17 protein-coding genes and 1 pseudogene are annotated in these 25,705 nt (G+C 70.1%); 1 reads left to right on the forward strand and 17 read right to left on the reverse strand.

Translation table 11 applies throughout. The annotated features are described in order from the left end of the window. Positions 1-144: 144 nt before the first annotated feature. The 9 genes from ABD481_RS01455 to ABD481_RS01495 form a co-directional block, all read right to left on the reverse strand. Entirely contained in the window at positions 145-552 is a 408-nt protein-coding gene (locus ABD481_RS01455; protein ID WP_344663625.1) for a hypothetical protein, read from the reverse strand. 93 nt (positions 553-645) lie between these two features. Then, on the reverse strand, positions 646-2,433 hold the full coding sequence (locus tag ABD481_RS01460) for a choice-of-anchor P family protein (protein ID WP_344663626.1): 1,788 nt from the start codon (positions 2,431-2,433) through the stop codon (positions 646-648). A 17-nt stretch (positions 2,434-2,450) separates the two neighbouring features. Continuing rightward, positions 2,451-3,200, reverse strand: a complete 750-nt coding sequence (locus tag ABD481_RS01465) for an ABC transporter ATP-binding protein (protein ID WP_344663627.1) — start codon at positions 3,198-3,200, stop codon at positions 2,451-2,453. Beyond that, positions 3,200-4,042, reverse strand: a complete 843-nt coding sequence (locus tag ABD481_RS01470; protein WP_344663628.1) for an ABC transporter ATP-binding protein — start codon at positions 4,040-4,042, stop codon at positions 3,200-3,202. Before ABD481_RS01470 ends, ABD481_RS01465 begins: the two co-directional genes overlap by 1 nt. Then, complete coding sequence (locus ABD481_RS01475; protein ID WP_344663629.1) at positions 4,039-5,922, reverse strand: ABC transporter permease; 1,884 nt, start codon at positions 5,920-5,922, stop codon at positions 4,039-4,041. Before ABD481_RS01475 ends, ABD481_RS01470 begins: the two co-directional genes overlap by 4 nt. Positions 5,923-5,990: 68 nt before the next feature. Next, positions 5,991-7,712, reverse strand: a complete 1,722-nt coding sequence (locus ABD481_RS01480) for an ABC transporter substrate-binding protein (RefSeq protein WP_344663630.1) — start codon at positions 7,710-7,712, stop codon at positions 5,991-5,993. A 289-nt stretch (positions 7,713-8,001) separates the two neighbouring features. Further along, complete coding sequence (locus ABD481_RS01485) at positions 8,002-8,535, reverse strand: RNA polymerase sigma factor (RefSeq protein ID WP_344663911.1); 534 nt, start codon at positions 8,533-8,535, stop codon at positions 8,002-8,004. A 346-nt stretch (positions 8,536-8,881) separates the two neighbouring features. Further along, positions 8,882-9,565 (reverse strand): class I SAM-dependent methyltransferase, encoded by a 684-nt coding sequence (locus ABD481_RS01490; RefSeq protein ID WP_344663631.1) that lies wholly within the window; start codon positions 9,563-9,565, stop codon positions 8,882-8,884. 100 nt (positions 9,566-9,665) lie between these two features. Beyond that, complete coding sequence (locus ABD481_RS01495) at positions 9,666-11,252, reverse strand: ATP-binding SpoIIE family protein phosphatase (RefSeq protein WP_344663632.1); 1,587 nt, start codon at positions 11,250-11,252, stop codon at positions 9,666-9,668. A 242-nt stretch (positions 11,253-11,494) separates the two neighbouring features. On the opposite strand from ABD481_RS01495, the gene ABD481_RS01500 reads away from it, so the two are divergent. Then, on the forward strand, positions 11,495-14,572 hold the full coding sequence (locus ABD481_RS01500) for an NACHT domain-containing protein (RefSeq protein ID WP_344663633.1): 3,078 nt from the start codon (positions 11,495-11,497) through the stop codon (positions 14,570-14,572). A 14-nt stretch (positions 14,573-14,586) separates the two neighbouring features. On the opposite strand, the gene ABD481_RS01505 is transcribed toward ABD481_RS01500, so the two are convergent. The 8 genes and pseudogenes from ABD481_RS01505 to ABD481_RS01540 form a co-directional block, all read right to left on the reverse strand. After that, positions 14,587-17,703 (reverse strand): helix-turn-helix transcriptional regulator, encoded by a 3,117-nt coding sequence (locus ABD481_RS01505; RefSeq protein ID WP_344663634.1) that lies wholly within the window; start codon positions 17,701-17,703, stop codon positions 14,587-14,589. Positions 17,704-17,737: 34 nt separating this feature from the next. Further along, positions 17,738-17,914: a hypothetical protein gene (locus tag ABD481_RS01510; protein ID WP_344663635.1), complete on the reverse strand. Its 177-nt coding sequence runs from the start codon at positions 17,912-17,914 to the stop codon at positions 17,738-17,740. 226 nt (positions 17,915-18,140) lie between these two features. Further along, positions 18,141-19,139: an aldo/keto reductase gene (locus ABD481_RS01515; protein WP_344663636.1), complete on the reverse strand. Its 999-nt coding sequence runs from the start codon at positions 19,137-19,139 to the stop codon at positions 18,141-18,143. A gap of 630 nt (positions 19,140-19,769) precedes the next feature. Next, a pseudogene (locus ABD481_RS01520) lies at positions 19,770-21,128 on the reverse strand (ATP-binding protein); the annotation flags it as partial. A gap of 13 nt (positions 21,129-21,141) precedes the next feature. After that, a complete protein-coding gene (locus ABD481_RS01525) occupies positions 21,142-22,671 on the reverse strand; it encodes an SCO6880 family protein (RefSeq protein WP_344663637.1) in 1,530 nt (509 codons plus the stop codon). A 285-nt stretch (positions 22,672-22,956) separates the two neighbouring features. Continuing rightward, the gene (locus ABD481_RS01530; protein ID WP_344663638.1) at positions 22,957-24,285 is read right to left on the reverse strand and encodes a hypothetical protein; all 1,329 of its coding nucleotides are present in this window, start codon (positions 24,283-24,285) and stop codon (positions 22,957-22,959) included. Continuing rightward, positions 24,275-25,189 (reverse strand): DUF8175 domain-containg protein, encoded by a 915-nt coding sequence (locus tag ABD481_RS01535; RefSeq protein ID WP_344663639.1) that lies wholly within the window; start codon positions 25,187-25,189, stop codon positions 24,275-24,277. The genes ABD481_RS01530 and ABD481_RS01535 overlap by 11 nt, the downstream gene beginning before the upstream one ends. Positions 25,190-25,336: 147 nt before the next feature. Beyond that, a complete protein-coding gene (locus ABD481_RS01540) occupies positions 25,337-25,618 on the reverse strand; it encodes a hypothetical protein (protein ID WP_344663912.1) in 282 nt (93 codons plus the stop codon). Positions 25,619-25,705: the final 87 nt, after the last annotated feature.

The following is a 25,705-nucleotide window of genomic DNA, read 5'->3' on the forward strand; positions in this document are numbered from 1 at the left end:
GGCGACGATGCGACGGAAAGGCCGGAACCGAAACCGGAACCACCGACCAAGGCCGCGCCAACCCGCCCGGCCCCACTCTTTCCAGAGCGAGGCCCTCCCCGGAGGGGCCGCCGGAGGCGCAGTTGACCTTGACTGGCCTTTCCCTCAGTCTCGACTGTCACCCCCGCCCCCCAACCCCAACACCGCATCCGCCAACCGCCCAACCTCCCCAGCCAACAACTCAGTCTGCTGCCGCTGCTGATGCGCAATCCGCGCAAGCCACGACCCAAAAAACAAAAACCCACCCAACGTCGTCAGCGCCAACCCCCCAATCCCACCCGACACCAGGTAAGCAACCTGCTCAAACGTATACGGCGTATGAGCCGCCCCGAACCACCCCAACCCGATCGCGACCAACCCCAACGGCATCAGCAGACTGCCGGCCAGCCCAAGCCCTTGCTGCATCAGCCGTTCCGACTCAGTGGTTCGCACCTTCGGCCTCGCCGCGACACCGATTCCCGGCCGCGTAGTCCCGGCAGCCACACGGGTGGCCCATGTCTTCGCAGTACTCATCCACCATCCTCCTCGCTCGCCAGCCAGCCAGCCAGTCCGAACCAATCACGAACTCGGCCGAACCAATCACGAACTCAACTAAAACCCCCTCACTCAATCCCCATCGACCTCCCGCAAATCCGGCACCCCGCTCCCATGCCCCAACTCACACCCGGCCCCCGCACCCCCGAACAACAAAGTGCTGTACTTCCGCAACGCCCAAGCCACCCCACAAGCCGCCACAAAACCTCCCACTACCAACTGCCCCGGCAGCCCCCCAAAAGCAGCCGGCCCCACCTTCTCCGCACTCGCCTGCATCGGTGGACTCGGCACCAAGCCTCCGCTCGTGCCTCCACTCACCCCCGCACTCCCACTCACAGCACCCCCGCTCACGCCTCCAACAGTGCTGTCCCCAACAGTGCTGCCCCCAACAGCGCTAGTGCTGCCTCCCGCACTAGTAGTCCCACCACCGACGCTCCCCGCGCTCCCGGAAACGCCGCCACTGACCCCCGAACCACTCGTGCTACCCCCCGAACTCCCGACACTCCCAGTGCTCCCCGATGCCCCTGCCGTCCCCGTCGTCCCCGCCGCCCCCGAAGTCCCCGCCACCCCGGAAGAACTCCCAACCGTCGTCCCCCCACCCCCCGAAACATCAACAACCCCCGAAGCATCAGCCTTCGACTTCGCCGACCCCACCGTCACCACAACCCTCGGCGCCAAATCCGGCAGAATCCCAATAACCTGACTCAACTGCGGCGGCAACTGCTGCGTCACCTGCGCCGGCACCTGCGCGATCAACTGCTTCAACACCGGCGTGAACGGCAGCATCCTCTTCAACACCGCCGTATCAATGCTGATCTGCATCCCATGGCTGAACATCTCACCAGCCGTATCCTTCGACACATCACTCGCCGCCGGCATCGTCACCGTGACCCCCAACGGCGCCAGCACCTGATTCATCGCATCCGGCAACTGCGGCAGCGCGATCATCCCGAACGGCGTCTGAATCCCGTTCGCCGTAACCCCGAACGGCACCCCGGCCACCGACATCGACCCGTAGTCGACATTCCCCGTCGCCGCCCCCTTCGCCCCGTCCGACGTGCTCTGCGACGTGACCTTCAACCCGTCGAACTCGATCAGCCCACCCAGAATCAGCACCTTCCCGGCATCCGACTCCGCCGTCGCGACCGCCTTGTTCCCGGTCACGGTGGCCGAACTCTCCGACCGCTCACCCTGCACGTCCACCAACGCCGCCTGCCCGGTCAGGAACTTCACCATCGTCCCCAGATCCGGCAACTGCGGCTGTGGCAGCACACCTCCCAACAAGCCCCCACCCAACAACCCGCCACCGACCCCCGGCGCTCCGGACGACGTCGGCGTCCCCGGCCCAGTCGCTGGCCCCGCCCCCGGCCCGGTCCCCGGCAACGGCAACCCAAACGTCGAAACCGACCTAGCCCCATCACTCCCCGAGTGCGACTGCATATACGACCCCGGAATCGGCTGCATCGTCGCATCCGGCGTCTGCCCCGGGAATTGGACGTTCGTCAGAACCGGATACTTCACATTCGGATCATTCAAAAACTGCCCCAACCCGAACGCGATCGCATCCCCGGGCCACAGCCAACTCGCCGTCGAAGCTCCGGTCGGCCCAGACCCGAACGAGGCCCGCGTGTAGCTGAAGTCGAACTCAAGATTCGGCTTGCCCGGCATGGCCGGAATCGGGATCTTCGGGTCATAAATCTCCATGGTGAACGGCGCCGCGGAAGCCGACAGCGTCCACCCACCCAACCCACTCGGCCCCGCCGCCCCCGCGACCGCCACCGCCGCCCCCGGCTCCACCGACGCCGCCCCCACCGGCACCGGCGCCCCCAACGCAACCAAGGCTAGAGCCCCCGCCACCACCCCACCCCTCCCCGCCCTCATACCGGCATCGCCCGGCCCAAATCCCCGCCCAAATCCCCGCCCAAATCTCCGCCCAAATACAGCTCCGCCAAATCCCTCCGCACCACCCCCGGCTCATCAAAAGCAACAACCCTCCCATGCGTCATAACGGCCGCGAAATCCGCCACCGCCAAAGCCATATCAGCGAACTGCTCCACCGCGACCACCGTCACTCCCTGCTCCGCAATCTGCGCCAGCACTTCATACAGTTCCCGCACGATCAACGGCGCCAGCCCCATCGACAACTCGTCGACCAGCAGCACCGCCGGATTCGTCACCAAAGCCCTCGCCATCGCGAGCATCTGCTGCTCCCCACCCGACATCGACCCCGCCAACTGGTCGTATCGCTCCGCCAACCGGGGAAACCGAGTGAAAGCCGTCTCGTAGATCTGCGCCGTCGTCGCCTGCCCCGCCAACCCCGACAGCCGCAGATTCTCCGCGACCGTCAGATTCGGAAAGACCCCTCGCCCCTCGGGGATCATGCACAGCCCCGCCCGCGCCAAAGCGTCGGGCGCCGCCCCGTTGACGTGCGACCCGCCCAGATGCACATGCCCCGACGTCGCCCGCATCCGCCCCGAGCACACCTTCATCAACGTCGACTTCCCGGCCCCGTTCGGCCCCAGCAACGCGACGACCGCACCCCTCGGCACTGTCAGGTCAACGCCGTGCAGCACCTCGATCCGCCCATAGGCCGCATGCACGTCCTGCAACTCAAGAATCGCCGCCATCAAAACCAGCCCCCCTCATTCGCCGGCAGCAGCGGCTCGGGCTTCACGACGGCTACATCTGCATCAAAATCCTGATGGTCATCCCCGTCCCGGCCCCCATCCCCATCCCCGTCCCCCAAATAAGCCCTCCGCACCACCGGATCCGTCTGCACCACCCCCGGCGTCCCCGAAGCAATAACCACCCCCCGATCCAACACATGAATCCGATCCGAAACCCGCATGATCAGCGCCATATCATGCTCCACAATCACCACCGCCCGCCCCTGCCCGGCCAACTCCCTCAACAACTCCCCAAAAGCCTCAGTCTCCGCCTCCGACAACCCCGACGAAGGCTCGTCCAACAACAGCAACGCCGGATCAATCGCCAACGCCCGCGCCAACTCCACCAACCTCGCGACCCCGGTCGGCACCGCATCAGCCCTCACCTCGGCATACGGCTCCAGCCCGATCTTCCGTATCAGCTCCCTGGTAACCGCCGCAGAATCACGCTGCCGCCCCCGAACGGTCTTCCCAGCCTTCTTCCGCACCGCATCAGCCGCAACCCGAACGTTCTCCTCCACCGTCAGCGACCCAAACGCCTCCAACCGCTGAAACGTCCGCGCAACCCCAACCCGCGCCCTTCGATGAGTCGGTGTATGCGTGATGTCATTCCCATTCAAAAACACTCGCCCAGCCGTCGGCCGCTGCAACCCGGTAATGACGTTGAACAACGTCGTCTTCCCCGCCCCATTCGGCCCGATCAACGCCGTGATCTGACCGCCATCCGCCGAGATCGTGGCCTCATTCACCGCAGTAACCCCGCCGAACCGCACTGTCACATCCTGAACCTCCAGGCGCGTCATGCTTCAGCCTCCGCAGCTACTCGGGCCCATCTAAGCCCCCGCCCCCGCCGGTGCCCCCGCACCCGCCCCCACACCTCAAAACCCCACCCCACAATGCCATTAGGCTCCCTCCCCAACCCCACAGCCGCCCCCGCCAACACCAAAAACAAATACCCCTGCACACCCGGAAAACTATTCAAAGCCATCAACAACATCCCCCCAAGCAACGCCCCACTCACCGACGTCACCCCAGCACACATCACAATCAACAACAACGGCAAACTATTGAAAAACTGAAAATTCGTACTCCCCACCTGATTCTCCAACCCCGCATACAACCCACCCCCCACCCCCGCGATCCCCGCCGACCCCGCGAAAACCGCCACCCGCGCCCCCCGCGGATTCAACCCCAACGTCGCACAAGCCGCCGGCGAATCCCGCAACGCGATCAGAACCCTCCCATACCTCCCCCTCCGCACCCCGATCACCACCGCCCCGATCACGCAGAACACCACCGCCGCCAACACCGCATAAGCCCTGTCCGACGTGAACCGCACCCCGAACACCTCCAGCCGCACCGTCCGCAACGACCCCCCGAACCCGCCCAACGACGGGTTCTGAAACACCATCGAATCCATGATCTGCGCGAACGCAATCGTCGAAAGTGCCAGGTACAACCCCTGCAATCGCAGCGAGGGCAACGCCACCACCACCCCGGCCGCCGCCGCCAGCACCGCCCCCAACAGCACCGCCGTCGGCGCCGACGAATGCGTCTTCGCCACCGTCAACGCCCCGACGCCGAAGAAGCTGAACTGCGCCAGCGACACATACCCGCTGAACCCGGTCAACGGCACCAACGACAGCGCCAGAATCGCGAAGCACAACCCCAACGCCATCCGATTCACGTTCACCGCGCTCAGCACCGCGTTCCCGACCAGCACCGCCCCCAACAGCCCCACCGCCGCGATCCCCACCCGCCGCAGCTCCGGCGTCCGCACCCCCGGCACACCCGCCAACCGCCCGACCCGCAACCGCGCCTGCGGCATCAGCAACAGCATCAACAGCAAGAAGATCGCCGGTATCGCCTCACGGAACCCGGTCCACCCCGGACCGGTCCACAAATACCCCGAGGCATAAGCGTTCAGCAGCCCCAGCACCACCGACCCCGCGAACGTCCGCGGCAGGCTCGTCAGCCGCCCCGCCATCGCCGCCGCGTAGGAGTTCACCACCAGCAACGTCAGCGAGACGTAGTTCAGCTGCGTGGGCTGCGCCGACACGATGAGGATCCCGGCCAGCGCTGCCAGCGCCGACCCCATCGCCCACGCGAGCGACGCCATCAGATTCGGCCGGCCGCCGTGCAGGGCCAGCAGCTCCCTGTCGTCGACCGCCGCGCGCATCGCCACACCGGTGCGGGTGAACGTCAGGAACCCGTACAGCACCGCCCCCACCACGACCGCCAGCCCGATCGTCAGCAGATCGTTCCCCATCACGTGCACCTTGCCGACGGTCACGCCGTGCCCGGGGAAGAACATCGTCAACTGGTGCACGCCCGGCGGCCAGATCTTCTCGGCGGCGCCGATCAGCCCGACCAGCACCGCACAGGTGACCACCAGCGTCACCCCGACGCCGGCCTCCGCGACCCGCCGGATCACCCAGCGCTCCAGCAGCGCGCCGAACAGCGGCGCCACCACGAACACCACGATCAGCACCGACAGCCAGTTGGACAGGCCCTGGTTGTAGGCCAGCTCCCAGTACGTGAACGCCATGACCATCGCCGTGGCGCCGTGCGCGACGTTGAAGATGCGCGTGGTCGCGTAGGTAAGTACGAGCCCTGAGGCGGCGATGGCGTACGAGGCGCCGATCACGAACCCCAGGACCGTGTACGTGAGGAAGATGTTCATGGCGACCGCCTCGTCCGTCCTCGTCCTCGTCCTCGTCCGTCCTTGTCCGTCCCCGTCCGTCCCCGTCCTCAGTTCACGCCGGAATCGATGAGCTTCCCGCAGGACCAGCCCGACCCCGGCGCGACCCGCTTCCACGCCGTCCCGTTCAGCTGCATGAACAGCGCGCACGGCGAGGTCGTCTTCCCGCCCACGTCCTGCGGCGCGAACATGCCGTTGCCGGTGTAGTTGTGGACGTTCCTCAGAGCGTCCACCATCGCCTGCCGGGTCAGGTTCGGTCCGATCTGGTTCGCCAGCCGGGTGAACAGCTCCGCCGAGGACCAGGCGAACATCCCGAAGTAGGTCGGCGCCGCGCCCGGCGCCACCTGCTTCAGCCACTTCGTGTAGAGCTGCAACTCAGGGTTCGAACCGGCTTCCTCGAACATCGCCGCGTTGCTGAACACGTACGTCTTGTCCGCCGCCGCCCCGGCCTGCTGCACGTAGTTCGGGTCGTAGCCGGTCGGGTCCAGCACGAACGCCTTCGGCACGAAACCCTGCTGCTGCATGGCCTGCGCCAGCGTCGCGGCCTCCTGGAACGCGCCGAGGAACTGCACGTACTGCACACCGGCCTGCTGCATCTTCACGACGTACGGCGTGTAGTTCGACTCCGAGATGCCGATCGGCTGGTTCAGCACCCAGGTGAAGCCGTCCTTGGCATAGGCCTGTTCCCAGGACTTGGCCTGCTGGGCCGTGGTGCCGGTGTCGACGTAGACGAACGCCGCCTTCGTCCCGGCGCCCGGGATCTGCTTGTTCCAGAAGTCCGGCTGCACCTGCGGCACCAGCGGCAGCTGCTGGGAGTCGGTGCCGAAGCACACCGCGCACGTCTGCCGGGCCCGCGTGGTGCTCACCGCGCGCAGGTCCGGGATGCCGCACTGCGCCGCCGACGCCGCCCCGCCGGAGTCGAAGGCCGACACCGAGCCGACCAGCGCGAAGTCGGCCTGGCAGGCGGTGAGTGTCTGCTGGTTGTCGCCGCTGTCCGAGGTCTGCGAATCATAGGAGTGGACGCTGAGCTTGCGGCCGCAGATGCCATTGGGATGCGTGGCGTTGAAGTAGGCCGCATAGGCCTGCACCGCCTGCGCGGCCGAGCTGAACAGGCCGCCGATCGGACCGGACAGGTCGCTGGCGTTGCCCAGGCTGATGCTGGTCGCGGTGACGCCCGGGGCGGTGCTGCCGCTGGCGGTGCCGGTGCAGGTGTCCGAGCCCGGACCCGCGGGGCCGCCGCTGCTGCCGCCGGTCGATCCGGCAGTCGAACCCCCGGTCGAACCCCCAGTCGAACCCCCGGTCGTGCCGCCCGAAGTCTTTCCCCCGGTCGTGCCGCCCGAAGTCTTTCCCCCGGTGCTGCCGCCGGTGGTGCCGCCCGATGTCTTCCCGCCGGTGGTCCCTCCCGTAGTCCCCCCGGTGCCTCCCGTGGATCCGCCAGTGGTACCTCCGGACGCACCGCCGGTGACGCCGCCCGTCGTGCCCCCGGCGCTGGTCCCGCCGGCGCTGTTGGCAGCGTTCCCGCCGGTGACACCCCCGGTTCCGCCGCTCGCGCCGCCGTCGGCGCCAGAGATCTGCGAACCGTCGGCGTTCTGGGCACCGTTAGCGCCATTGGCGCCGCCGTGTCCTTGGCCGTAGGCGATGGCCGCGGACTTCTGGTCGGCCGACAGACGCGCGCCGCAAGCGCCCATGGACAGCGACAGAGCCGCGACCACGATCGCCGCGGCTGTTCGGCGGTGTCGAGTACGGAGGTGGAACGAGTGCGCGCAGGTCATCGAGTGCTACCACCTGACGAGTCATCAGAAACGGTGGGCGTAGCAGTGCAGCGTGCTCTAATTCAACACAGAACTCAATAGCGTGGCGGGAGTCACCGGGCACAATGCGGTAAACCGTGACCCTGATTCACTCGTGCGAGTGAGGGCGGGCGACATCGTGCCCACGGACACGGCGACACGGCGACAGGGAGCGACAACCGCCGGCCAGCCACAACCAGGCGGCCGACCGACAAACTCAACACACCGACTCAGGTATGGCGAACCGCGCCCAGCGCGCGCCAGCGCGCTGTCAGCCCTTGAGGATCTTGGACAACGCTTCCAAGCCCCGGCTCGCCGTGGACTTCACCGTCCCGCGGCTGATCCCCAGCGCGTCCGCGATGTCCGCCTCCGACAAGTCGGACCAGTACCGCAGCACCAGCACCTCGCGCTGTCGCGGCGGCAGCTGCTGGATCGCCACTAGCACCTCGCGGTGCTCCTCGGACAGCATCGCCACCGACTCGGCGCTCGCGGCGTCCGGCACGTGCGGCGGCGTGTAGCCGCGGGCGGTCTTGCGCCGGCGCAGCACCGACCGCGCGTTGTTCACCACCGCGGTGCGCAGGTAGCCCAGCGGGTTCTCCATGCCGGTCAGGTCGTCGCCGTAGCGGCGCCACAGCCCGGTGAACGAGTCCTGCACCACGTCCTCGGCCGAGGCCTGGTCGTCGACCAGCAGGATGGCCAGCCGCACCAGCGAGAGCCGGTGCGCGTAGTAGAGGTCTGCCAGCGACGGTCCCGCGCCGGGCTGCAAGGCCCGATGGCCGCGCGGCGCGGTGCTCCCGCCGATCATCGACAGCGCGTGGTTCCCGCTGGCGCTCAGATCGCCGGCGGTGTCCTCGGCCTCGGGAGTGTTCAACGCCTCCCGCAGTGCGGCCATCACGCCCGCGACCCCGGTCCCCGCGGCGGGGCCGACGGCCGCGCGGCGCCGCCGCGCCCACCATGTGGTGCGCACCGGCCAGGCGACAGCGCCCGCCACAATCATCCGTTAGCTCCTGATCCGACGCATCCCCCGGCAGTCGCGAACCGGCGACAGCCAACAACCCCGAATCCCCATGGTATCGCTCGATCGGGGTGCGGCGGCAGGGCGTCTTTTCAGGAGGAACCGAGCTGGGGCGGGACCGTCGCGAACGGGTGTGTCAGACCTTCTCGCCGCGCAGTGCCAGGACCCACGGCACCGGCTCGGTGCGCGGCTCCAGCGCGCGGGTGATCGCCAGCCCGGCCTCGGCGAAGGCGTTGAGGAGCTCGGCCAGCGGAAGGTGCCGCACGCCGAGCCGGCTGCGCACGCCGGGTTCGCGCCACCACGGCTCGCGCCGGGCCCAGCCCGCCGCGCGATAGGTCGGATGGATGACGCGGGAGCCGTCGTCGGCGACCTCGGTGTGCGGGCCGTTGAAGCAGGGGTGGACGCCGTAGTGGATCAGGGCTCCGCCGGGGCGCAGCACCCGGGCCGCCTCGCGCACGACGGCGGCGAACTCGTCGACGTCGGTGGACAGCCACAGCGTCGCGACGGCGTCGAAGACCCCGTCGCGGAACGGCAGCGCCGCCGCGTCCGAGCGGACCAGGCCCTCGCCGGGCGCGGTCCGGCGGCGGGCCAGGCGCAGCTGGTCCGCCGAGTAGTCCAGGCCGACGACGGTGCGGCCGGAGGCGCGCAGCGCCGCCAGGTTCTGGCCGGTGCCGCAGCCCAGATCCAGGCACAGGCCGCGGCCCGGGCCGAGCAGCTCCAGCAGCGGGCCGTGGCCGGCCGCCGCGGTCTCGGCGTTGTGCTGGTCGTACCATTCGGCCAGGCCGTCGTAGTGGGGTGTCCGTTCCCTGATCACGGTCATGACACTCTTCCTGCCCCACCCCGACGGCTTCCGACACCCCGGACGAGGTGTCGGATCGGGCTCGGATCGGCAACCGTTCACCGACGCGGCCGTGATCTCCTCAGAACTCGAACTCGCACCACACCGACTTGCCCTCCGGCAGCGGCCGGGCGCCCCAGGCCGCCGCCACCGCCACGATGATGCTGATGCCCCGGCCGTCCTCGTCGGTCTCCCGGGCCAGGCGGCGCCGGGGCAGATGGTCGGACTGGTCGGCGACGTCGATGATCAGCCGGCGGTCGGTGCGGCGCAGCCGCAGCACCACCGGCGCGGTGCCGTGGGTGACGGCGTTCGCGACCAGCTCGCTGACCGCCAGCACCGCGGTGTCGGTGAGGTCCTCGGCCAGGCCCCAGGTGGTCAGCACGCCGGCGGTGTAGCTGCGGGCGTGCGCGGCGATCTCCGGACCGCCGACCAGCTCGATCGAGGCCGAGCGGAACAGCGCGGCGCGCCCGCCGGTCCACACCGGGGCGTGCGCCACCAGCAGCGCCACGTCGTCGGTCCGCACCGCGCCGGCCGGGTCCAGGCCGCCGCTGGAGACCGACAGCGGGTCGATGGAGGCCAGGATGTGGTCCCGGACCAGGTCCACCGGTCCGGCGCCGGGCCGCGGCGGCTCCTCCTCCGGGGCCCGCGCGAACACCCGCCGCAGATCGCCGGTTCCGCGCTCCAGCAGGCCCTGGGTGTAAAAGGCCAGATACGACCCCGGCGGCACCGCCACCGCGGCCTCCTGCCAGGTCCAGTCGCCGGTGCCGAGCGAGGGGCCGGAGGCGCCCTCCAGGGTCACCACGTAGCCGTCGGGCAGCCGCAGCAGCGGCGGCAGGTGCCCGGCGTTGGCGTAGGTCAGCGCGCCGGTGTCGGCGTCGTGGACCGCGTAGACCAGGGTGGCGACCGCCGCGCCGGTGCGCTCGCCGTCGAACTCCAGGGCGTGCCGGTCCAGGTGGTACATCACCTCGCCGGGCGGCAGGTTCTGCGAGGCGTAGGCGCGCACCGCCGCCCGCAGCCGGCCCATCACCGCCGCCGCCCGCACCCCGACGCCGCCGGCCTCCGGCGTCACGCCGCCCACCACCAGCGCGGTGCGCCCGGCGCCCAGCGGGATGGCGTCGTACCAGTCGCCGCCGACCTCCAGCACCGGCTCGTCGTCGAGCGCGGAGTCCTCGTACCGCACCAGCGCAGGCAGGTAGCAGGCGGCCAGCCGGATCTCGTCGGGCTGCACGATCCGCTGCGGCAGCAGCGAGCGCTGGAGCGCCACCGCCATGTTCCGGTTCCGGGCCTCCTCCTCGGCCAGCGCCTCGTCCCGCCGCACCCGCTCGGTCTCGTCCCGGCAGAACACCGCGACCCCGCCCCGGGCCGGCACGCACACGATCGAGAAGTAGCGGTCGGCGCCCCGCAGCCGCACCAGCCGCTCCTCCAGCAGCACCGGCCGCCCGGTGTCGTAGACCTGGTCCAGCGCCGCGGCCAGGCCGGTCCCGGCCAGCTCCGGCAGCGCCCGCGCGACCGGCAGCCGCAGCGCCACGGTCCCGAACTCGGCCACGCAGGCGTCGTTGGCGGCCACCAGCAGGTGTTCCGGGCCGTCGGCGAGCACCGCCGGCAGCGGCGCGGCGTCGAACGCCGCGTGCAGCAGCTCCTCGATCGCGGGCATGACCGGTGACTTCATGGCGGCCTTTCGGAGGGTACGGGCGCGAAACCCCAGTGTGGACCTGGATCCGGGCCCGCCACGGGAGCGGCGCGGGCCGATCCATCCGAATGAGGGATCGGTGGGCCGGGGCGGGCCCGGGCGCGCGGGCGGCGGACGGGAGGCGGCCCGGCCGCGGATCGGTGTTCGCCCCCTGTTCGACGGACACGGTGTGTGATCAGCCGGTACGCTGCGATTCCCCGACGCTGATTCAGGGGGCGGAGATGCCGGGTCGGGCGGGGGTCCTGGTGGAGAAGGGGTGGGGCGTGGTGTCGCGGCAGGTCGCGGTGGCGCAGACGGTGGCCACGTCGAGCGAGGCATCCAGATCTTTGAGCGGCCTGTTCGTCGGGATCGCCACGGGTGTCCTTCTTGTCTTGGTCGTCTCTTCTCTTATCATCCGGTGGGCCAGTCCGCTCATCGCATCGTCGCTGCTGCTCCGGGGCAGCTTGATGGAGCTCGCCGCCGACCTGCTCGCTCTGGCGCGGTCCCGGACGCTGCGCCGCATCCGCCGGTACCAGCGTTCGGTACGGGAGTACGCCCGCGAGCACGCACTCGGCTTCGGGACCGAGCCGATCAACGTCCAGGACGTCTACGTACCGCTGGCGCGGCAGGTGGCCGACAAGCGCGAAGACCTCTACGAAGCCGTCCGCGAAGAACGCCGCAGCGTGGTGACCGGCGAGGCCGGAGCCGGCAAGTCGATGCTGCTCAAGCATTCGCTGCTGGAGTGGGCCGACAGCCGCACCGACCGGCGGAGCAAGGTCCCGGTGCTGATCGAGCTGCGGCGGCTCAACGCCGTCCCGGCCGACGCCGTCGATCTGGCCGAGCAGATCCGGATGTTCCTGGAGGCGCACCGGTTCGCGGGCGCGGCGGACTTCGTCCCGGCGGCCTTGGCGGACGGCCGGATCAGTGTGCTGTTCGACGGCCTCGACGAGGTCACGGCCGATCGCTTCGCCGATGTGGTGCGGCATCTGACCGCCTTCGCCGAGCGATATCCCGACTGCCAGGTCGTGGTGACGTGCCGCTCCTCGCTCTACCGGGACGACCTGGGCTTCCCCACGGTCGTCCGGGTCGCCGAGCTGGACGACGCCACGATCCGCCGGCTGCTCTACCGCTTGTCCGATCTCGACTCGGCCTCGCAGGAGCGCCTGTATCGGACGCTGGGGACCAATCCCACGCTCAAGCGGCTGGCCCGCAGCCCGCTGTTGTTGTCGATGATGGCCTGGATGACGTCGATGGGCATCATGCTGCCGACCTCGCGCGCGGAGTTCTACGACACCGCGATCGAGAATCTCGTGCGGCGGGACGACACGCTCAACCGCGGTCGTTCGAACTTCGCCGCGAACAAGAAGCTCGTGGTGCTGCGCGGGATCGCGCTGATCCTTCAGGAGCGCGCCGGGACGGACGAGGACCGGCTGAACATCTCCCACGCCCAGGCTCTGGAGCACATCAGGACCATCGCGGCTTCGATCGACCTGGACCAGAGCGACGCCGAGCCGCTGCTCAGGGAGATCGTGGATCGCAGTGAGCTGCTGGCGAGCAGCGGCGGGGTGGCGCCGAGCTACTTCTTCCGGCACCTGACGTTCCAGGAGTACCTCGCGGCGGTGGAGCTGCGGGACGACCGGGACGGGCTGCTCGAACGGTACGAGCGGGACCCGAACGCCTGGCGTGAGACGGTCAAGCTGTGGTGCGGACGGGCGGATCGCGACGCCACGCCGCTGATCAGGCACCTGCTGGACAGCGACTCGGCGGACGCGCACACGATGGCGCTGGAGTGCGCGTCGGTCACCACCCGCGTGGCCGAGTCCATCGTGGTGGAGGCGGTCGACCGGCTGGAGAAGCGGCTGACCGACGAGCGGGACGTCCTGGACCGGGCCAAGGCGGTCCAGACCTTCGGCAACGCCGCCGCGGGCAGCGGGCCGCGCAGTGCCTTGATCCGGGAGAGACTTTTCGAACTGGCGCGGGATCCCCGCCATGAATGGCCCGCCATGCAGGCACTCGGCGCGACAGGGCACGAGTCCGCGGCGAAGTTCCTCGCGGCGAAGTCGGCGTCCGGTGATGCCCGGGCCCGGACGGTGCTGACCTGGATGGGTGATCTCGCGGTTCCCTCGCTACGGGCCTTTGCCCGCGAGGGCGGCGCGGCCGCGGTGGACGATCTCGCCATGATCGGCACGCCGTCCGCGATCGAGGCGCTGGTGGAGGCGCTGGTGGAGGTGCTGGCCGGGAGCGACGAGGCGGCGGTGCGTGCCGCGTGGCGGCTGGCCGAGCGGCTGGACGACCCGGTGGCGTCGGAGACCATGGCGCGCTGTTCGTTCTCGGGCCTTCCGTCTGCCTCGACCCTATGGGTCTGGGAGCGGTTCAGTGGTGGCTCCGAGGTGCTGGCGGCAGTCGTGGGAAGGATCTACAGGCTCGTCAATGCCAGTGATCCCACCGAGATTCCCGCCGACGCGGAACAGTTGGACTTCCGGTTCGTCCTGGCCTCGGTCGTCGTCGGTCGGCAGTATCCGAGTCTGGCGGACGCCCCGGAGTCGGTGGCCAAGGCCGCGGACGCGGTATTGAAGGAAACCCGGGCGGGAGCCCGCGCGGTGACCGCCAACCTGGTGGCGAGCGCACGAATAGAAGCGGCGTTGAGCGTGCCCGAGGGACGGACGTCGCTGACGCCGGCCGGGCAGAAACTGGAAGAGGAGCTGCTGGGCTATTACCGCCTCGAACCGGTGCACGCCAAGATGGTCGAGACGCTGGATTGGCGGGATCGTCTTCGAGTGCTGGCGCTGATGGGCTCCCATCACACCCGTGGTGAATGGGCGGCGGTAACGACTTCGACGCTGAAGAAGCCGCGTGGCGGACCGTACGCCTGGATAGTGCTGGGAGTCATGGCGCTCTACATGTCGGCCCTCGGCTTCTGGCGCGAGGCGCATGTCGCCAAAGAGCATGGCGGTTGGGTGGAGCGAGGCATTGCGGGACTGGCCACCTCCGCTCCGGGTGTGTTGGTGATGGCTGTGCTCGTCGTCGGCACGAGTCTGGAGGACTCCTGGATTGCCGTAGTGCTGGCGATTCTTGCTGTGCTCGGCGTAGCCCTTGCCGTTCCTGTCTTCCTGAAAGACGGGCTGTACCTCACGGCGGGCTGGATCGGCTGGTCCGCGACCTGGATCGGATTCGCCGCCGTGATCGCGCCGGCGACCTGCGTCCTGCTGCACGCCTCGCACCGCGGAAAGCGCTACAACAACCCGCTTCGCAAGGCCATCGAAGAAGCCAAGGCGATGTCCTCGTCGACCTCGATCATCGCGATGTCGACGCGGGACTGACCGGCCCCGAAGCCTTAAGCCTCCTCGAACACCCGCAGCCGGTGTGCCACCGCCGCCGCCTCGCCCCGCCCGGAGACCCCGAGCTTGGCGAGGATGTTCGACACGTGCACGCTCGCCGTCTTCGTCGAGATGAACAGCCGCTCGCCGATCTGCCGGTTCGACAGCCCCTGCGCCACCAGCGCCAGCACCTCCAGTTCGCGCGCCGTCAGGCCCAGCGGGGTCCCGGAGTCCGCCCCCGGGCGGTCCGGCTCCGGCGCCGCCGGCATGCAGTCGCTGATGTCCAGCCGCGCGCGCCGGGCCAGGGCCTGGATCTCCTGGCACAGCGGCCCCGTCGGCAGCGTGGCCACCGGCTGGACCGCCGCGCGCAGCAGCGCGGCCGCGGTGTCGCGGTCGCCGTTCGCGGCGGCGGCCTCGGCGGCGCGGAACCCGATGTACGCGGCCTGATACGCGTGGACGCCCTCGCGGCTCGCCAGCTCGCTCGCGGCCGCCCACTCCCGGGCGCCGGCCACCCCGCGCCAGCGGGCGAGCTCCGCCGCCACCTGCGCGGCGGCCGCGACCTGGCTCGGGGTGACGGCCGGGAGCCGGCTCGCCCGTTCGGCCAGGGCGGTGATCAGCGTCGAGGACGCGGTGTCGGCCGGGGACGCCCCGGAGCGGGCCACGGCGCGGGACTTCTCGGCGTGGTCGGCCTCGGCCATGGCCATCGCGGTCAGGACCCGCCAGGCGTAGCGCTCGTCGCCGAGGAACTGGGGCTTGTCGAGGAAGGCCTGGAACGCGGTGCGGGCGTCGGTGATCGAGCGGGTCAGCCAGGCCGCCTTCTCGATCTCGCGGCGGATGCCCGGCAGCGCGTACTGGTGCTCGAAGCCGCGACTCGGGGTGCGGGCGCCCAGGGCCAGTTCGGCGCGCGCGGTGTCCGGGTCGCCGCGCAGCAGTGCGAGGTCGGCCAGGTACTCGTGGGTGGTGGCGCCGTGGATGCCCGGCGGGTCCACGTCGAGGCTGGAGTTGAGCGCCACCATGGCCTCGTCCCAGCGGCCCAGGGCCATCAGCGACTCGGCCATGTTGGTCCACATCATGCTCTCGGCGATCCGCAGCCGGACACCGCGCCGCTTGAGCTCGGCCTGGCCGGCGCGGGCCACCTGGACCGCTTCCTGGTGCCGGTCCAGGGTCTCCAGCGCGCTGCACAGGTTGATGTAGCCGCGGGCGATGACGCCGGGGTCGCCGAAGCCTAGGGCGTCGATGATGGCCTGGCGCAGCTTGGCCAGCCCTTCCTCGTGGGTGCCCAGCGACACCTGGCCGGCCAGGACCGTGCCCTTGGTGATGGCCGCGGCGATGCGGTAGAGATCGGAGTCGATCTTGTCGGCCAGCAGGGCCGTCTCCTCGGCGAAGCGCAGCGCGGCGTCGATGTCGTCGGACGTCAGCATCTTGATGAAGGAGGCGCTGTTCGTGATCTGCACCCGGACCTGCGGACAGGACTCGCCGTCCACCAGGTCCAGCGCCGCCCAGATGTCCGCCATGCCGTCGCTGCGGCCCAGCACGTGGTGGTCCCGGCTGCGCAGGTGGTGCAGCAGGGCCGCCAGCTCCGGGTCCTGGCCCGGGTCCACCCGCTTGAGGGCCTTGTCGGTGAGGAACAGCGCCCGGTGCGGATCGCCGGCCAGGTGCGCCGCGCAGGCCGCCTTGTACAGCAGCCGCGCGTAGTCCAGCCCCGGCGCGGGCACCTGGTCCCACAGGTCCAGGGCGCGCTCGAGCATCTGGTGCTCCTCGACGTACGCGTACCGGGCGTCCGCGGTCTCGGCGGCCTTCACCGCCGCGTCGTAGGCGCGCGGGTAGTCCCGGGCCGAGTACCAGTGGTGCGCCAGCTCCACCTCGCGCATCTCGGCCGCCACCAGCGAGGGCTCGGCCTCCAGCAGCTCGGCGTAGCGGCGGTGCAGGGCCGAGTGCTCGCCGGGCAGCAGTTCGTTGTGCACGGCCTCGCGCAGCAGCGCGTGCCGGAACCGGTAGCTGGTCGGGCCCTGCCCGGGCACCAGGATGTGAGCCTGGAACGCCGGGCGTATCAGCTCATTGAGCTCGTCGTCGGTGGTCCCGGTGACCAGCAGCAGGAACCGGTGGTCCACCGGGGGCAGGGCCGCGGACAGCAGGCGCAGCATCCGCTGGGTCGGCTCGGGCAGCTGCTCCACCTTGATCAGCAGCAGGTCGCGCAGGGTGTCCGAGAGCGCGAAGCCGCCGACGTCGGAGGGCATCAGGTTCGAGCCGTCGGTGACCGCGCAGGCCAGCTCCTCGGTGAAGAACGGGTTGCCCTCGGCCCGGGCGAACACCTCCTCGGCGAAGCCCGGCGGCAGGTCGCGGCCGGTGCGGCCGTAGATGGAGGCCAGCTGCTCGGCGGTCTCGCCGGTGGTCAGCGGCCCGACCTCGATGCGCCGGACGCCGCGGATCCGGTCCAGCTCGGCCAGGAACGGCCGCAGCGGGTGGCCGCGGTGCAGGTCGTCGGTGCGGTAGGTGGCGGCGATCAGCACCCGGGACTCGCGCAGCGAGCGGGACAGGAAGCCCAGCAGGTCGCGGGTGGAGCGGTCGGCCCAGTGCAGGTCCTCCAGGACCAGCAGCAGCGTCTCGTCCGAGCCCAGGTCCTCCAGCAGGCCCAGCACCGCGTCGAACAGCCGGCCGCGGGCCGAGATCTCGCCGGCCCGGGTGACCGCGGGCAGGCCCTCGTCGTGCCGCTCCAGGTGGACCGGGCGCGCCGCCTCGGCCATCCCCTCGCCGAGCTCGGGCAGCAGCCAGGACAGCTCGCGGCGCCGCACCCCGTTGTTGTCCCCGAACGCCGCCGGGCAGTCCCGCAGCAGCTGCCGCAGCGCGGCGAGGAAGGGCGCGTAGGCCACCCCTTCATCGCCGAGCTCGGCGCACCCCCCGATCAGCACCCGGACGTCGTCGGGCCGCTCGCCCCCCTCGGCGGGCGGCCGGAAGCCGGTCTCGGGGTCCAGCAGCGGCCGGACGAACTCCTCGATGAGCCGGGATTTGCCGATCCCGGCGTCGCCGCCGACCACCACCACGGCCGGCTCCCCACCGGCCGCTCCGGCCAGCAGCGAGCGGAGCTTGGACAGCTCCGGCCCGCGGCCGACGAAGACGGGGCTCACCTGGCGCATCGACACATGGTCGAGCATCGCACAGGCGCCTCGGTCAGGTCATCGGCGTTTCATCGGAATGTGCTGACCGGCGTACGGAATGCACCTTGTCCGGGCTTTTGCCCCGGGCGTGGCGCGCGGTCAGCTTGGCCAGCCGGTAGCGCTTGGCCGCCAGGATCAGGTCGGCGTTGCGGGACTTGGCGATGTCGAGCGTGAACAGCGTGTTGTTCATGGTGTGGGGTCCCCACCCTCTCGGAGGATCTCTCTTCTGGTGACGTGTACTAGTCTCCACTGGGAGGTGACCCCTACACATGAGGAACCAGACCAGTTCCGTGCCCCTGAGGTACCTTAGGTATGGCCCTCAGGTACCTCAGAGGCGCTTACAGCACATCCGGGCCGTGATGTCGAAGCTTTTTCCCGGTCCTGAGCCTTGGAATCGAAGGCTCGGTGCCGGTATCTCAGCGGGATTCGACCCGCCGGGCGGCCTCCGGCGCGTACCGCGCCCCCGCCACCGCCCCGGCCGGGATCGCGGCCTCGATCCGGGCCAGCTGCCCGGCGTCGAGCTCGACGTCCGCCGCGGCGCTGTTCTCCTCCAGATACTCGACGCGCTTGGTGCCCGGGATCGGCACCACGTCCGGGCCCTGGGCCAGCAGCCAGGCCAGCGCCAGCTGCACCGGCGTGTGCCCGCTCTCCTCGGCGACCGCGCGCAGCTCGGCGACCAGCTTGAGGTTCGCCTCCAGGTTGCCGTCGGCGAAGCGCGGGTTGCCGCGCCGGAAGTCGTCGGCGGCCAGCCCGTCGACCGTGGTGAGGGCGCCGGTCAGCAGGCCCCGGCCGACGGGGGAGTAGGGCACGATGCCGATGCCGAGTTCGCGGGCCGCCGGCAGCACCTCGGCCTCGATGTCGCGGGTGAACAGCGAGTACTCGCTCTGCAGCGCGGTGATGGGGTGCACGGCGTGCGCGGCGCGCAGCGTCGCGGCGTCCACCTCGGACAGGCCCAGGAACCGGACCTTGCCAGCCTGGACCAGTTCGGCCATCGCGCCGATCGACTCCTCGACCGGTACCTCGGGATTGCGGCGGTGCATGTAGTAGAGGTCGATGTGGTCCACGCCGAGGCGGCCCAGCGAGGCGTCGACGGCGGCCCGGATGTACTCGGGGTCGTTCCGGACGACGCGCTCGTCGGTCTCCGGGTCGCGCGAGATCGCGAACTTGGTGGCCAGCACCACCTGGTCACGCCGGCCGCCGGCCAGGGCCCGGCCGACCAGCTTCTCGTTCTCGCCCTTGCCGTACATGTCCGCGGTGTCCAGGAGCGTCACCCCGAGGTCGAGCGCGCGGTGCAGGACCGCTAGCGACTCCGACTCGGACTCCGGGGCGGCGCTGTAGAACTCGGACATGCCCATACAGCCGAGTCCGAGAGCGGAGACCTGAGGGCCGTCGGTCCCGAGGACGCGGTACTTCATGTGGGGACTCCCCTTGCTCACTGTGCGGATTCACCCGTCACCCGCGGTACCGGCCGTCGTTGGGCACGGTGCAGTTCGCGGAGACTGGAGGTCATACCTTGAGTGTCGCAAGCCTTGATGATGCCGTCGCCCGATATACCCGGGGCTGGGTCGGCGTGTTCTTCGCGGCGCACCGCCGGGTGGCGGTGCGCGCGGCGGACGGCGCGGCCGGGCCGCAGTTCTGCACGTGCGGCGACGTGTGGCCGTGCCGCAGCGAGGAGCAGGCCGGGCGGCTGCTGGACCTGGCCATGGCGCAGCCGCCCGCCGGTTCTGCCGGTGCTGCCGGTCCTGCCAGCCCTACTGGTCCTGCTGGTCCTGCTGGTCCTGCCAGCCCTGCCGGCCCTGCCGGTCCTCCTCGGCCTCCCGCGGCGGCATGATCGGCGCGATCCGGTAGGGGAGTTCGGCCTTCTTGCCGAACAGCATCCCGGCGATCGCCGTCAGCTCGTCGTCCTCGTCGGGGTCGATCGGCCGCACCGCGGGCCGCTCGTGCCGGCCGGCCTGGAGCTGGTTGCCCGAGGCGATCGCGCGGTGCGGGTTGGCCGGAGCCGGCAGCATCGGGGGCGTCTCGCGCTCCCGCAGCATCACTGCCTCCTCGGCCTCGGCCGCCGCCAGCGTCGCCTCGGCCCGTTCCGCCGAGGTCTCGGTCATCGCGCGGTCGGTGAACACCAGCGGGCGCTCGTGCTCGGTGACGATGTGCTTCACGACCTGCACGTCGCCGTTGACGTCCCAGACCGCGATGCCGGGGGTCAGCGACGGGATGATCTCCACCGCCCAGCGCGGTAGTCCCAAGACCTTGCCGGTGGTGCGCGCCTCGTCGGCTTTCTGCATGTAGACGGTGCGGGTGGAGGCCATCTTCAGGATCGCCGCCGCCTCCTTGGCCGCGGCGCCGTCGACCACGTCGGACAGGTGGTGCACCACCGCGACGAAGGACAGGCCCAGGCGCCGTCCGAACTTCAGCAGCCGCTGGAACAGCTGCGCCACGAACGGCGAGTTGATGATGTGCCAGGCCTCCTCGACCAGCAGGATGCGCTTCACCCGGTCCGGCCGCAGCCAGGTGTGCTCCAGCCAGACGCCGACGATGGCCATCAGGATCGGCATCCCGATCGAGTTGCGGTCGATGGCCGACAGGTCGAAGACGATCAGCGGGGAGTCCAGGTCGATGCCCTGCGTGGTGGGGCCGTCGAACATGCCGGCCAGGTCGCCGTCGACCAGCCGGTCCAGCACCAGCGCCACGTCCAGGCCCCAGGCCTGCACCTCCTCTATCGTGACGTTCATGTCCTCGGCGGCCGCGGTCACCGGGGTGCGCAGGGCCTCCACGACGTCGGACAGGATCGGCTGCCGGGCGTAGCGGGCCGCGGCCTCCCCGACCCGCAGGTGCGCCGACTTCAGCGCGTAGCCGGCCCGCTCGTCCAGCGGCCGGCCCTGCGCCACCTCCACTATCGTGCGCAGCAGCGCCAGCTGGCCGGTGGAGGCGATCGCCGGGTCCAGCGGGTTCAGCCGGATCCGGCCGGCGTCGCGCACCCCGTGCGGGTCCAGCCGCACCGGCGTGACCCCGAGCGACTCGGCGAGCAGGTGCCACTCGCCGACGCCGTCCTCGCCCTGCGCGTCCAGCACCACCACCTGCCGGTCCTTGAACCGCAGCTGGCGCAGCACGTAGGTCTTCTCCAGCGCCGACTTGCCGTTCCCGGACTCGCCGAGCACCAGCCAGTGCGGCGCGGGCAGCTGCTGCCCGTACAGCTGGAACGGGTCGTAGATGTACCCCTTGCCGGAGTACACCTCCCGCCCGATGATCACGCCGGAGTCGCCCAGCCCCGGCGCGGCGGTCGGCAGATAGACCGCCTGCGCCTGCGAGGAGGAGGTGCGTACCGGCGGCCGCGAGGTCTCGACCTTGCCGAACAGCATCGAGGCGAAGCCCTCGGTGAACGAGTCGATGACGGAGCGTCCGGCCATGGCGTCAGGCTCCTTACTTCCTCAGTCCGGTGGCGAACGGCAGGGTGTTGGTGAACGCCCGGTGGTGCTCCCGGTCGCACCACTCCAGCTTCAGGAACGACTTTCCGGCCGAGGCCCGGATGGTGCGCTTGTCCCGGTTCAACGGCTCCGGCCCGCGGGCGGACACGGTGATGTACCCCACCAGGTTCACCCCGGCGGCGCCGGAAGCCAAGTCCTCGCCCCGCTGGTCCACCCGGCCGGCGTGGGCCCGCTCCCGCGGGTCGTCCACCCGGCCGAGCTTGGCCTGCCGCGCGGCCTCGGCATCGGTGTTGATCTTCTCGGTGAGCATCCGCTCGATGGCGACGTCGGTGGGCTCCAGGTCCATGGTGACCGCGACGGTGCGGATCACGTCCGGGGTGTGGACCAGCAGCGGGGCCAGGAAGTTGACGCCGACCGGGGTCAGCGGCCATTCCTTGATCCACGCCGTGGCGTGGCACCACGGCTCGGCGGTCGTGGACTCCCGGGTCTTGGCGCGCAGGAACTGCGGATGCGTGGCGTCCAGCTCCGCCGGCCAGGCGTTGCGCCGCGACATGGCGTGCAGGTGGTCGATGGGATGGTCGGGGTCGTACATGGAGTGGATGAGCGAGGACAGCGCGACCGGGCCCAGGGGCTGGCGCACCTTGATGTCGGCGTCGGCCAGCCGGGCGCAGATGTCGGCCAGCTCGCGCGCCATGATGATGCCGATCCCGACGTCGACCGCGCCGCGGCCGATGACGTACGCCTCCGAGGCCAGGTCCTTGGTGTAGGGCATGCACGCGATGAGGTACGCGCGGTGCTGCTCGGAGGAGGTGGAGACCATCGACAGCAGGTGCTCGTAGGACTCCTGGAGCCAGCGCGGGGCGTGCTCGTCGCCGCGGCGGGCGACGTCCTTGGCGTGCGCGTCGGGGTCCGCGGGCAGCGTCCGCGCGAGCATCTGCAGCCGGGTGACGAAGCCGTCGCCGTTGGCGACGTGGCGCAGCAGCGTGCCGAACCGGTCGACCAGCGACTCCTGGTCCTCGGAGTCGCGCGATCCGACGCCGGGGCCCTCGATCTCCAGCGTGGCGGTGACGGTGCGCCGGTCCAGGTGCATCAGGACCGCGATCTCGTCCGGCCCGAACTGCGCCCGCAGCCAGCGCAGCCGGCCGACGCCCGGCGGCGGCCCGATCTCGACCTCGGTCCCGTCGATCTTGGTGCCGGCCTCCATGGCCCGCGAGCGCCAGGTGGCCTGCGGCGACCGGAGCAGCCGCTTGTAGGAGCGGTTGATCTCGAACCACTTGTAGATGGTCCGGCCGTTGTAGGGCATGAACACCACGATCAGCGCCAGCGCCGGGCCGGCGAGGATGCCCAGCACCTTGAGGAAGGTGGTGGGCACGAAGAAGCCGGAGAGCAGCGACACCGCGCAGCAGACCACGATGACGCCGATCTCGCCGGTCTCCCGGTTGCGGCCGATCAGCGCGCTGGGCTTGGCTTTGCCGAGCAGGTAGGCGCGGCGGTACTGGGGAGGCTCTTGTTGAGTGGTGCTCATCGGCGTCCCCCGCTCGTCGCGACCGGGTCGGTGCGGGTGTCACTGCATGGCGTGGTGCTCACGGCGGGGCCTTCCAGCGGGTGTTCAGGTGATCGTGGCGCGCGGCGTGGGTCGTGGGGGGCTCGTGGGGGCGCGGGGAGGGCGTCCGGGCCCTCCGGGCCCGAGGCGGCGCGGGCGGCCGTGAACGGCGCTCGTCGGGCCGCTGCGGCCGATTGCGGGTGCTGATGCCCGGTCCTCATCGGGTGCTGATACCCGGTCCTCATGTCCTCGCCTCCCGGCCGCTGCTCAGGAACCACCGCGCGGCGGCGGCGGGGGCTTGGGGACGACCTGCGCCGGGGTGGCCTGGAGCCGGGACGCCGACGTGGGCGAGTTGCCGCCGCCGTTGCCGCCACTGCCGCCGGCCGCCGCCCCGCCGTCGGAGCCGGGGCGCACCGTCAGCGAACGCCCGGTGTGCGCCGCGATCCCGGCGGCGGCGCTCGCACCACCGGCCAGAGCGCCCACCGACATGCCGGTGATGGCACTGCCGACGTTCCCGCCCCCGCCGCCGGCGAACGCGCCGCCCATGCGATTGGCATGCGCGGCGATGCCGTTGCGCATGGTGCCCGCGGTCGAGGTGAAGGCGGCACTGGTGATCGCGGCCTTGCCGATCTTCGCCGCGCGCTCCTTGTGCAGGCTGAGCATCTCGTCGCCGAACATCGGCACGAAGCGGTAGACCAACCCCGACGCGAAGATCGACAGGATCATGATGGCGAGGCCCGACAACACCGCGCCGAAGGAGTCCTGAGGACTGGACGAAACCGCCGTCGCCAGGGACAGAACGATCACGATGATTGGCTTGACCAGATCGATGGAGATCATCAACCCGACCCACCGCCGAATATGTCCCCACATGGACTTATCGACAAAACCCGCATAAACAGCCGTGGCCAACGCCGCCCCGACATAGAGCATCGCAGCCCGAATGATGAGCTCCAACCACAACAAAGCCGCGGCGATCATCGACAGCACCGAGACGAAGATCAACATGATCGGCCCGCCCCCGAGCCCCGAGTTCTGATCCAGAGCATGCGAGAACGAAGCCAGGAACCCATTCCGATCCGAAGCCGACCCGTTCCCAATAGCATCCGAGACCGAATCAGTGATCTTCACCATCCCGGCCAGAATCACCGGCGTGAACGCCGAAGCCAACACGGCCATCCACAGATACCCCGTCGCCTCACCTATCGCCGTAACGATCGAATCCCCCCGCACAGCACGCTTCACCACCGAGAGCAGCCACAACAAGACCGTCAGGATGGACGAGGCAGCGAACACGATCGCGTACTGCTTCAGGAACCCGAGGTTGGTGAAGTTGACGGTAGCCGTCTTACCGATCGCGTCCGAGAGATGGTCGATGACCCACTGAGCGGCCTGCGCGCAGCCGTGCGCGATGGCGCCGAGGGGGTCGGTGATTGCTTGGGCGGTGCTTGGGGCTTGGGCGGGGTCTTGGCCTGGGGGGTTCTGGGTCGGGTTGACCATTTGTTGCGTGTTCTCACAGGCCTTTTTGACCGCTCCGAACAGCAGGGCGCACGGATCAGACGGGGCGGCGGCGTGCGGTGCGATGTCAAGGCGCATATTTCAGCCTCGCGAACTGCTTGACGGCCTTCTGCAGGTCGGCGGACGAGGAGGCCTGTTGGGTGCCTCCGACCGGTGTCGGGCCGTCGGCCTGGGCGAAGTCGTTCCAGCGCCAATCATTGTTGACCCAGGTCAGGGTGACCGTGAGGGTCGACCAGGTCGCGCTGACAGGGAAAGTCGAGCCCTGACCCGCGATGCCGTCGATGGTGCAGGTCCAGACGGAGACGACTGCCTTGTCCTTGGTGTACGACAGCACTTCGACTCCTGCCGGCACGCCGCGGTACACCAACGTCTGGCCCGATGGCGGGTTCCCGTTTGCATCTAGGCCATACCCACGCGCGGCGGCCGCGAAAGCCGTATCCAATTGGCTCTGGAGGTGAGTCTCTATCGCGGGATCGGCGATCGTGTGGATCATGGCGTGCCGCTGGTCGGCATGGACCATCGGTTCAGACACGTAAGCGGCGATGTAGTTGGTCGCGGCCGACTCGGCGCCGTCCTTCGTGTCCTGGTACCCCACCGACAGGCCGTTGACGGCGCTCGCCGTCGGAAACGCCGGCGCCCCACCCGTCGCAGCACTCAACCCCGCCGACCCCGTAGCCGGCGGCACCCCGCCGCCCACACCGGTACTCGCCCCCTGATCTCCCGACGGCCCCTTCCCGCCCCCGTGGCTGTTCAGTGCGATCACGGCGGCGACGACGACGGTCACGGCGGCCAGGGCCAGGACGCCGCGGCCGCGGCGGATCTTGGGGCGGGGGTAGTCGGTCTCGTAGGGGTCGCGGGGGAGGCGGATGACGGTTTGTGGTTGTTCCAGGCGTCGGTCGCGGGCCGGGCGGGGGGCGCGGCGCGGGCGTGCGTCGCCGCGCGCGCGGCCTGGGCCGCCGCCGCTACCGCCGTCGATAACCATGTTCAAGTCTCCCCACCCCGGACGCCCCGGTCGTGTTACATCGTCGTCGTGTCGGGCCACCAGTTCCTAACAAATACCCGGATGGCTTCTCGCGGGTTTGCCGGCCGGCGTGCGGTGGCAGGACTTCCGCCCGCCTCGGGCGGGGCGTCAGATCGCCATGCCGTACACGATGGTGAACAGGGTGCCGAGCGATCCGATGATGAACACACCGGTCAGGCCGGCCACGATCAGGCCCTTGCCCTGCTCGGCGGAGAAGGTGTCGCGCAGGGCGGTGGCGCCGATGCGCTGCTTGGCCGCGCCCCAGACCGCGATGCCCAGGCAGATGATGATGGCGGTGGCCATGATCACCTCGATCATCACCCGGGCCTCGTTGCCCACGCGGCCGAACGGGCCCCAGTTCGGGGCGATGCCGCCGATGATCGTGTTGATGTCGTTGCCCGAGTTGGACGGAGGTGCCGGGGTCGGCGTCGGGGGGTCGGTGAGGAACGCCGCAACCGTGTGGGCCGCGCCGCGCAG

The organism is Catenulispora yoronensis, from assembly GCF_039531695.1.
GTDB lineage: Bacteria > Actinomycetota > Actinomycetes > Streptomycetales > Catenulisporaceae > Catenulispora > Catenulispora yoronensis.

What these genes read in the sequence shown, in the direction of transcription:
- ABD481_RS01455 (WP_344663625.1), bottom strand. Translation starts at nt 552, where the DNA reads ATGAGTACTGCGAAGACATGGGCCACCCGTGTGGCTGCCGGGACTACG.
- ABD481_RS01465 (WP_344663627.1), bottom strand. Translation starts at nt 3,200, where the DNA reads ATGGCGGCGATTCTTGAGTTGCAGGACGTGCATGCGGCCTATGGGCGG.
- ABD481_RS01470 (WP_344663628.1), bottom strand. Translation starts at nt 4,042, where the DNA reads ATGACGCGCCTGGAGGTTCAGGATGTGACAGTGCGGTTCGGCGGGGTT.
- ABD481_RS01475 (WP_344663629.1), bottom strand. Translation starts at nt 5,922, where the DNA reads ATGAACATCTTCCTCACGTACACGGTCCTGGGGTTCGTGATCGGCGCC.
- ABD481_RS01480 (WP_344663630.1), bottom strand. Translation starts at nt 7,712, where the DNA reads ATGACCTGCGCGCACTCGTTCCACCTCCGTACTCGACACCGCCGAACA.
- ABD481_RS01485 (WP_344663911.1), bottom strand. Translation starts at nt 8,535, where the DNA reads ATGATCGGCGGGAGCACCGCGCCGCGCGGCCATCGGGCCTTGCAGCCC.
- ABD481_RS01490 (WP_344663631.1), bottom strand. Translation starts at nt 9,565, where the DNA reads ATGACCGTGATCAGGGAACGGACACCCCACTACGACGGCCTGGCCGAA.
- ABD481_RS01495 (WP_344663632.1), bottom strand. Translation starts at nt 11,252, where the DNA reads ATGAAGTCACCGGTCATGCCCGCGATCGAGGAGCTGCTGCACGCGGCG.
- ABD481_RS01500 (WP_344663633.1), top strand. Translation starts at nt 11,495, where the DNA reads ATGCCGGGTCGGGCGGGGGTCCTGGTGGAGAAGGGGTGGGGCGTGGTG.
- ABD481_RS01505 (WP_344663634.1), bottom strand. Translation starts at nt 17,703, where the DNA reads ATGCGCCAGGTGAGCCCCGTCTTCGTCGGCCGCGGGCCGGAGCTGTCC.
- ABD481_RS01510 (WP_344663635.1), bottom strand. Translation starts at nt 17,914, where the DNA reads ATGAACAACACGCTGTTCACGCTCGACATCGCCAAGTCCCGCAACGCC.
- ABD481_RS01515 (WP_344663636.1), bottom strand. Translation starts at nt 19,139, where the DNA reads ATGAAGTACCGCGTCCTCGGGACCGACGGCCCTCAGGTCTCCGCTCTC.
- ABD481_RS01525 (WP_344663637.1), bottom strand. Translation starts at nt 22,671, where the DNA reads ATGAGCACCACTCAACAAGAGCCTCCCCAGTACCGCCGCGCCTACCTG.
- ABD481_RS01530 (WP_344663638.1), bottom strand. Translation starts at nt 24,285, where the DNA reads ATGCGCCTTGACATCGCACCGCACGCCGCCGCCCCGTCTGATCCGTGC.
- ABD481_RS01535 (WP_344663639.1), bottom strand. Translation starts at nt 25,189, where the DNA reads ATGGTTATCGACGGCGGTAGCGGCGGCGGCCCAGGCCGCGCGCGCGGC.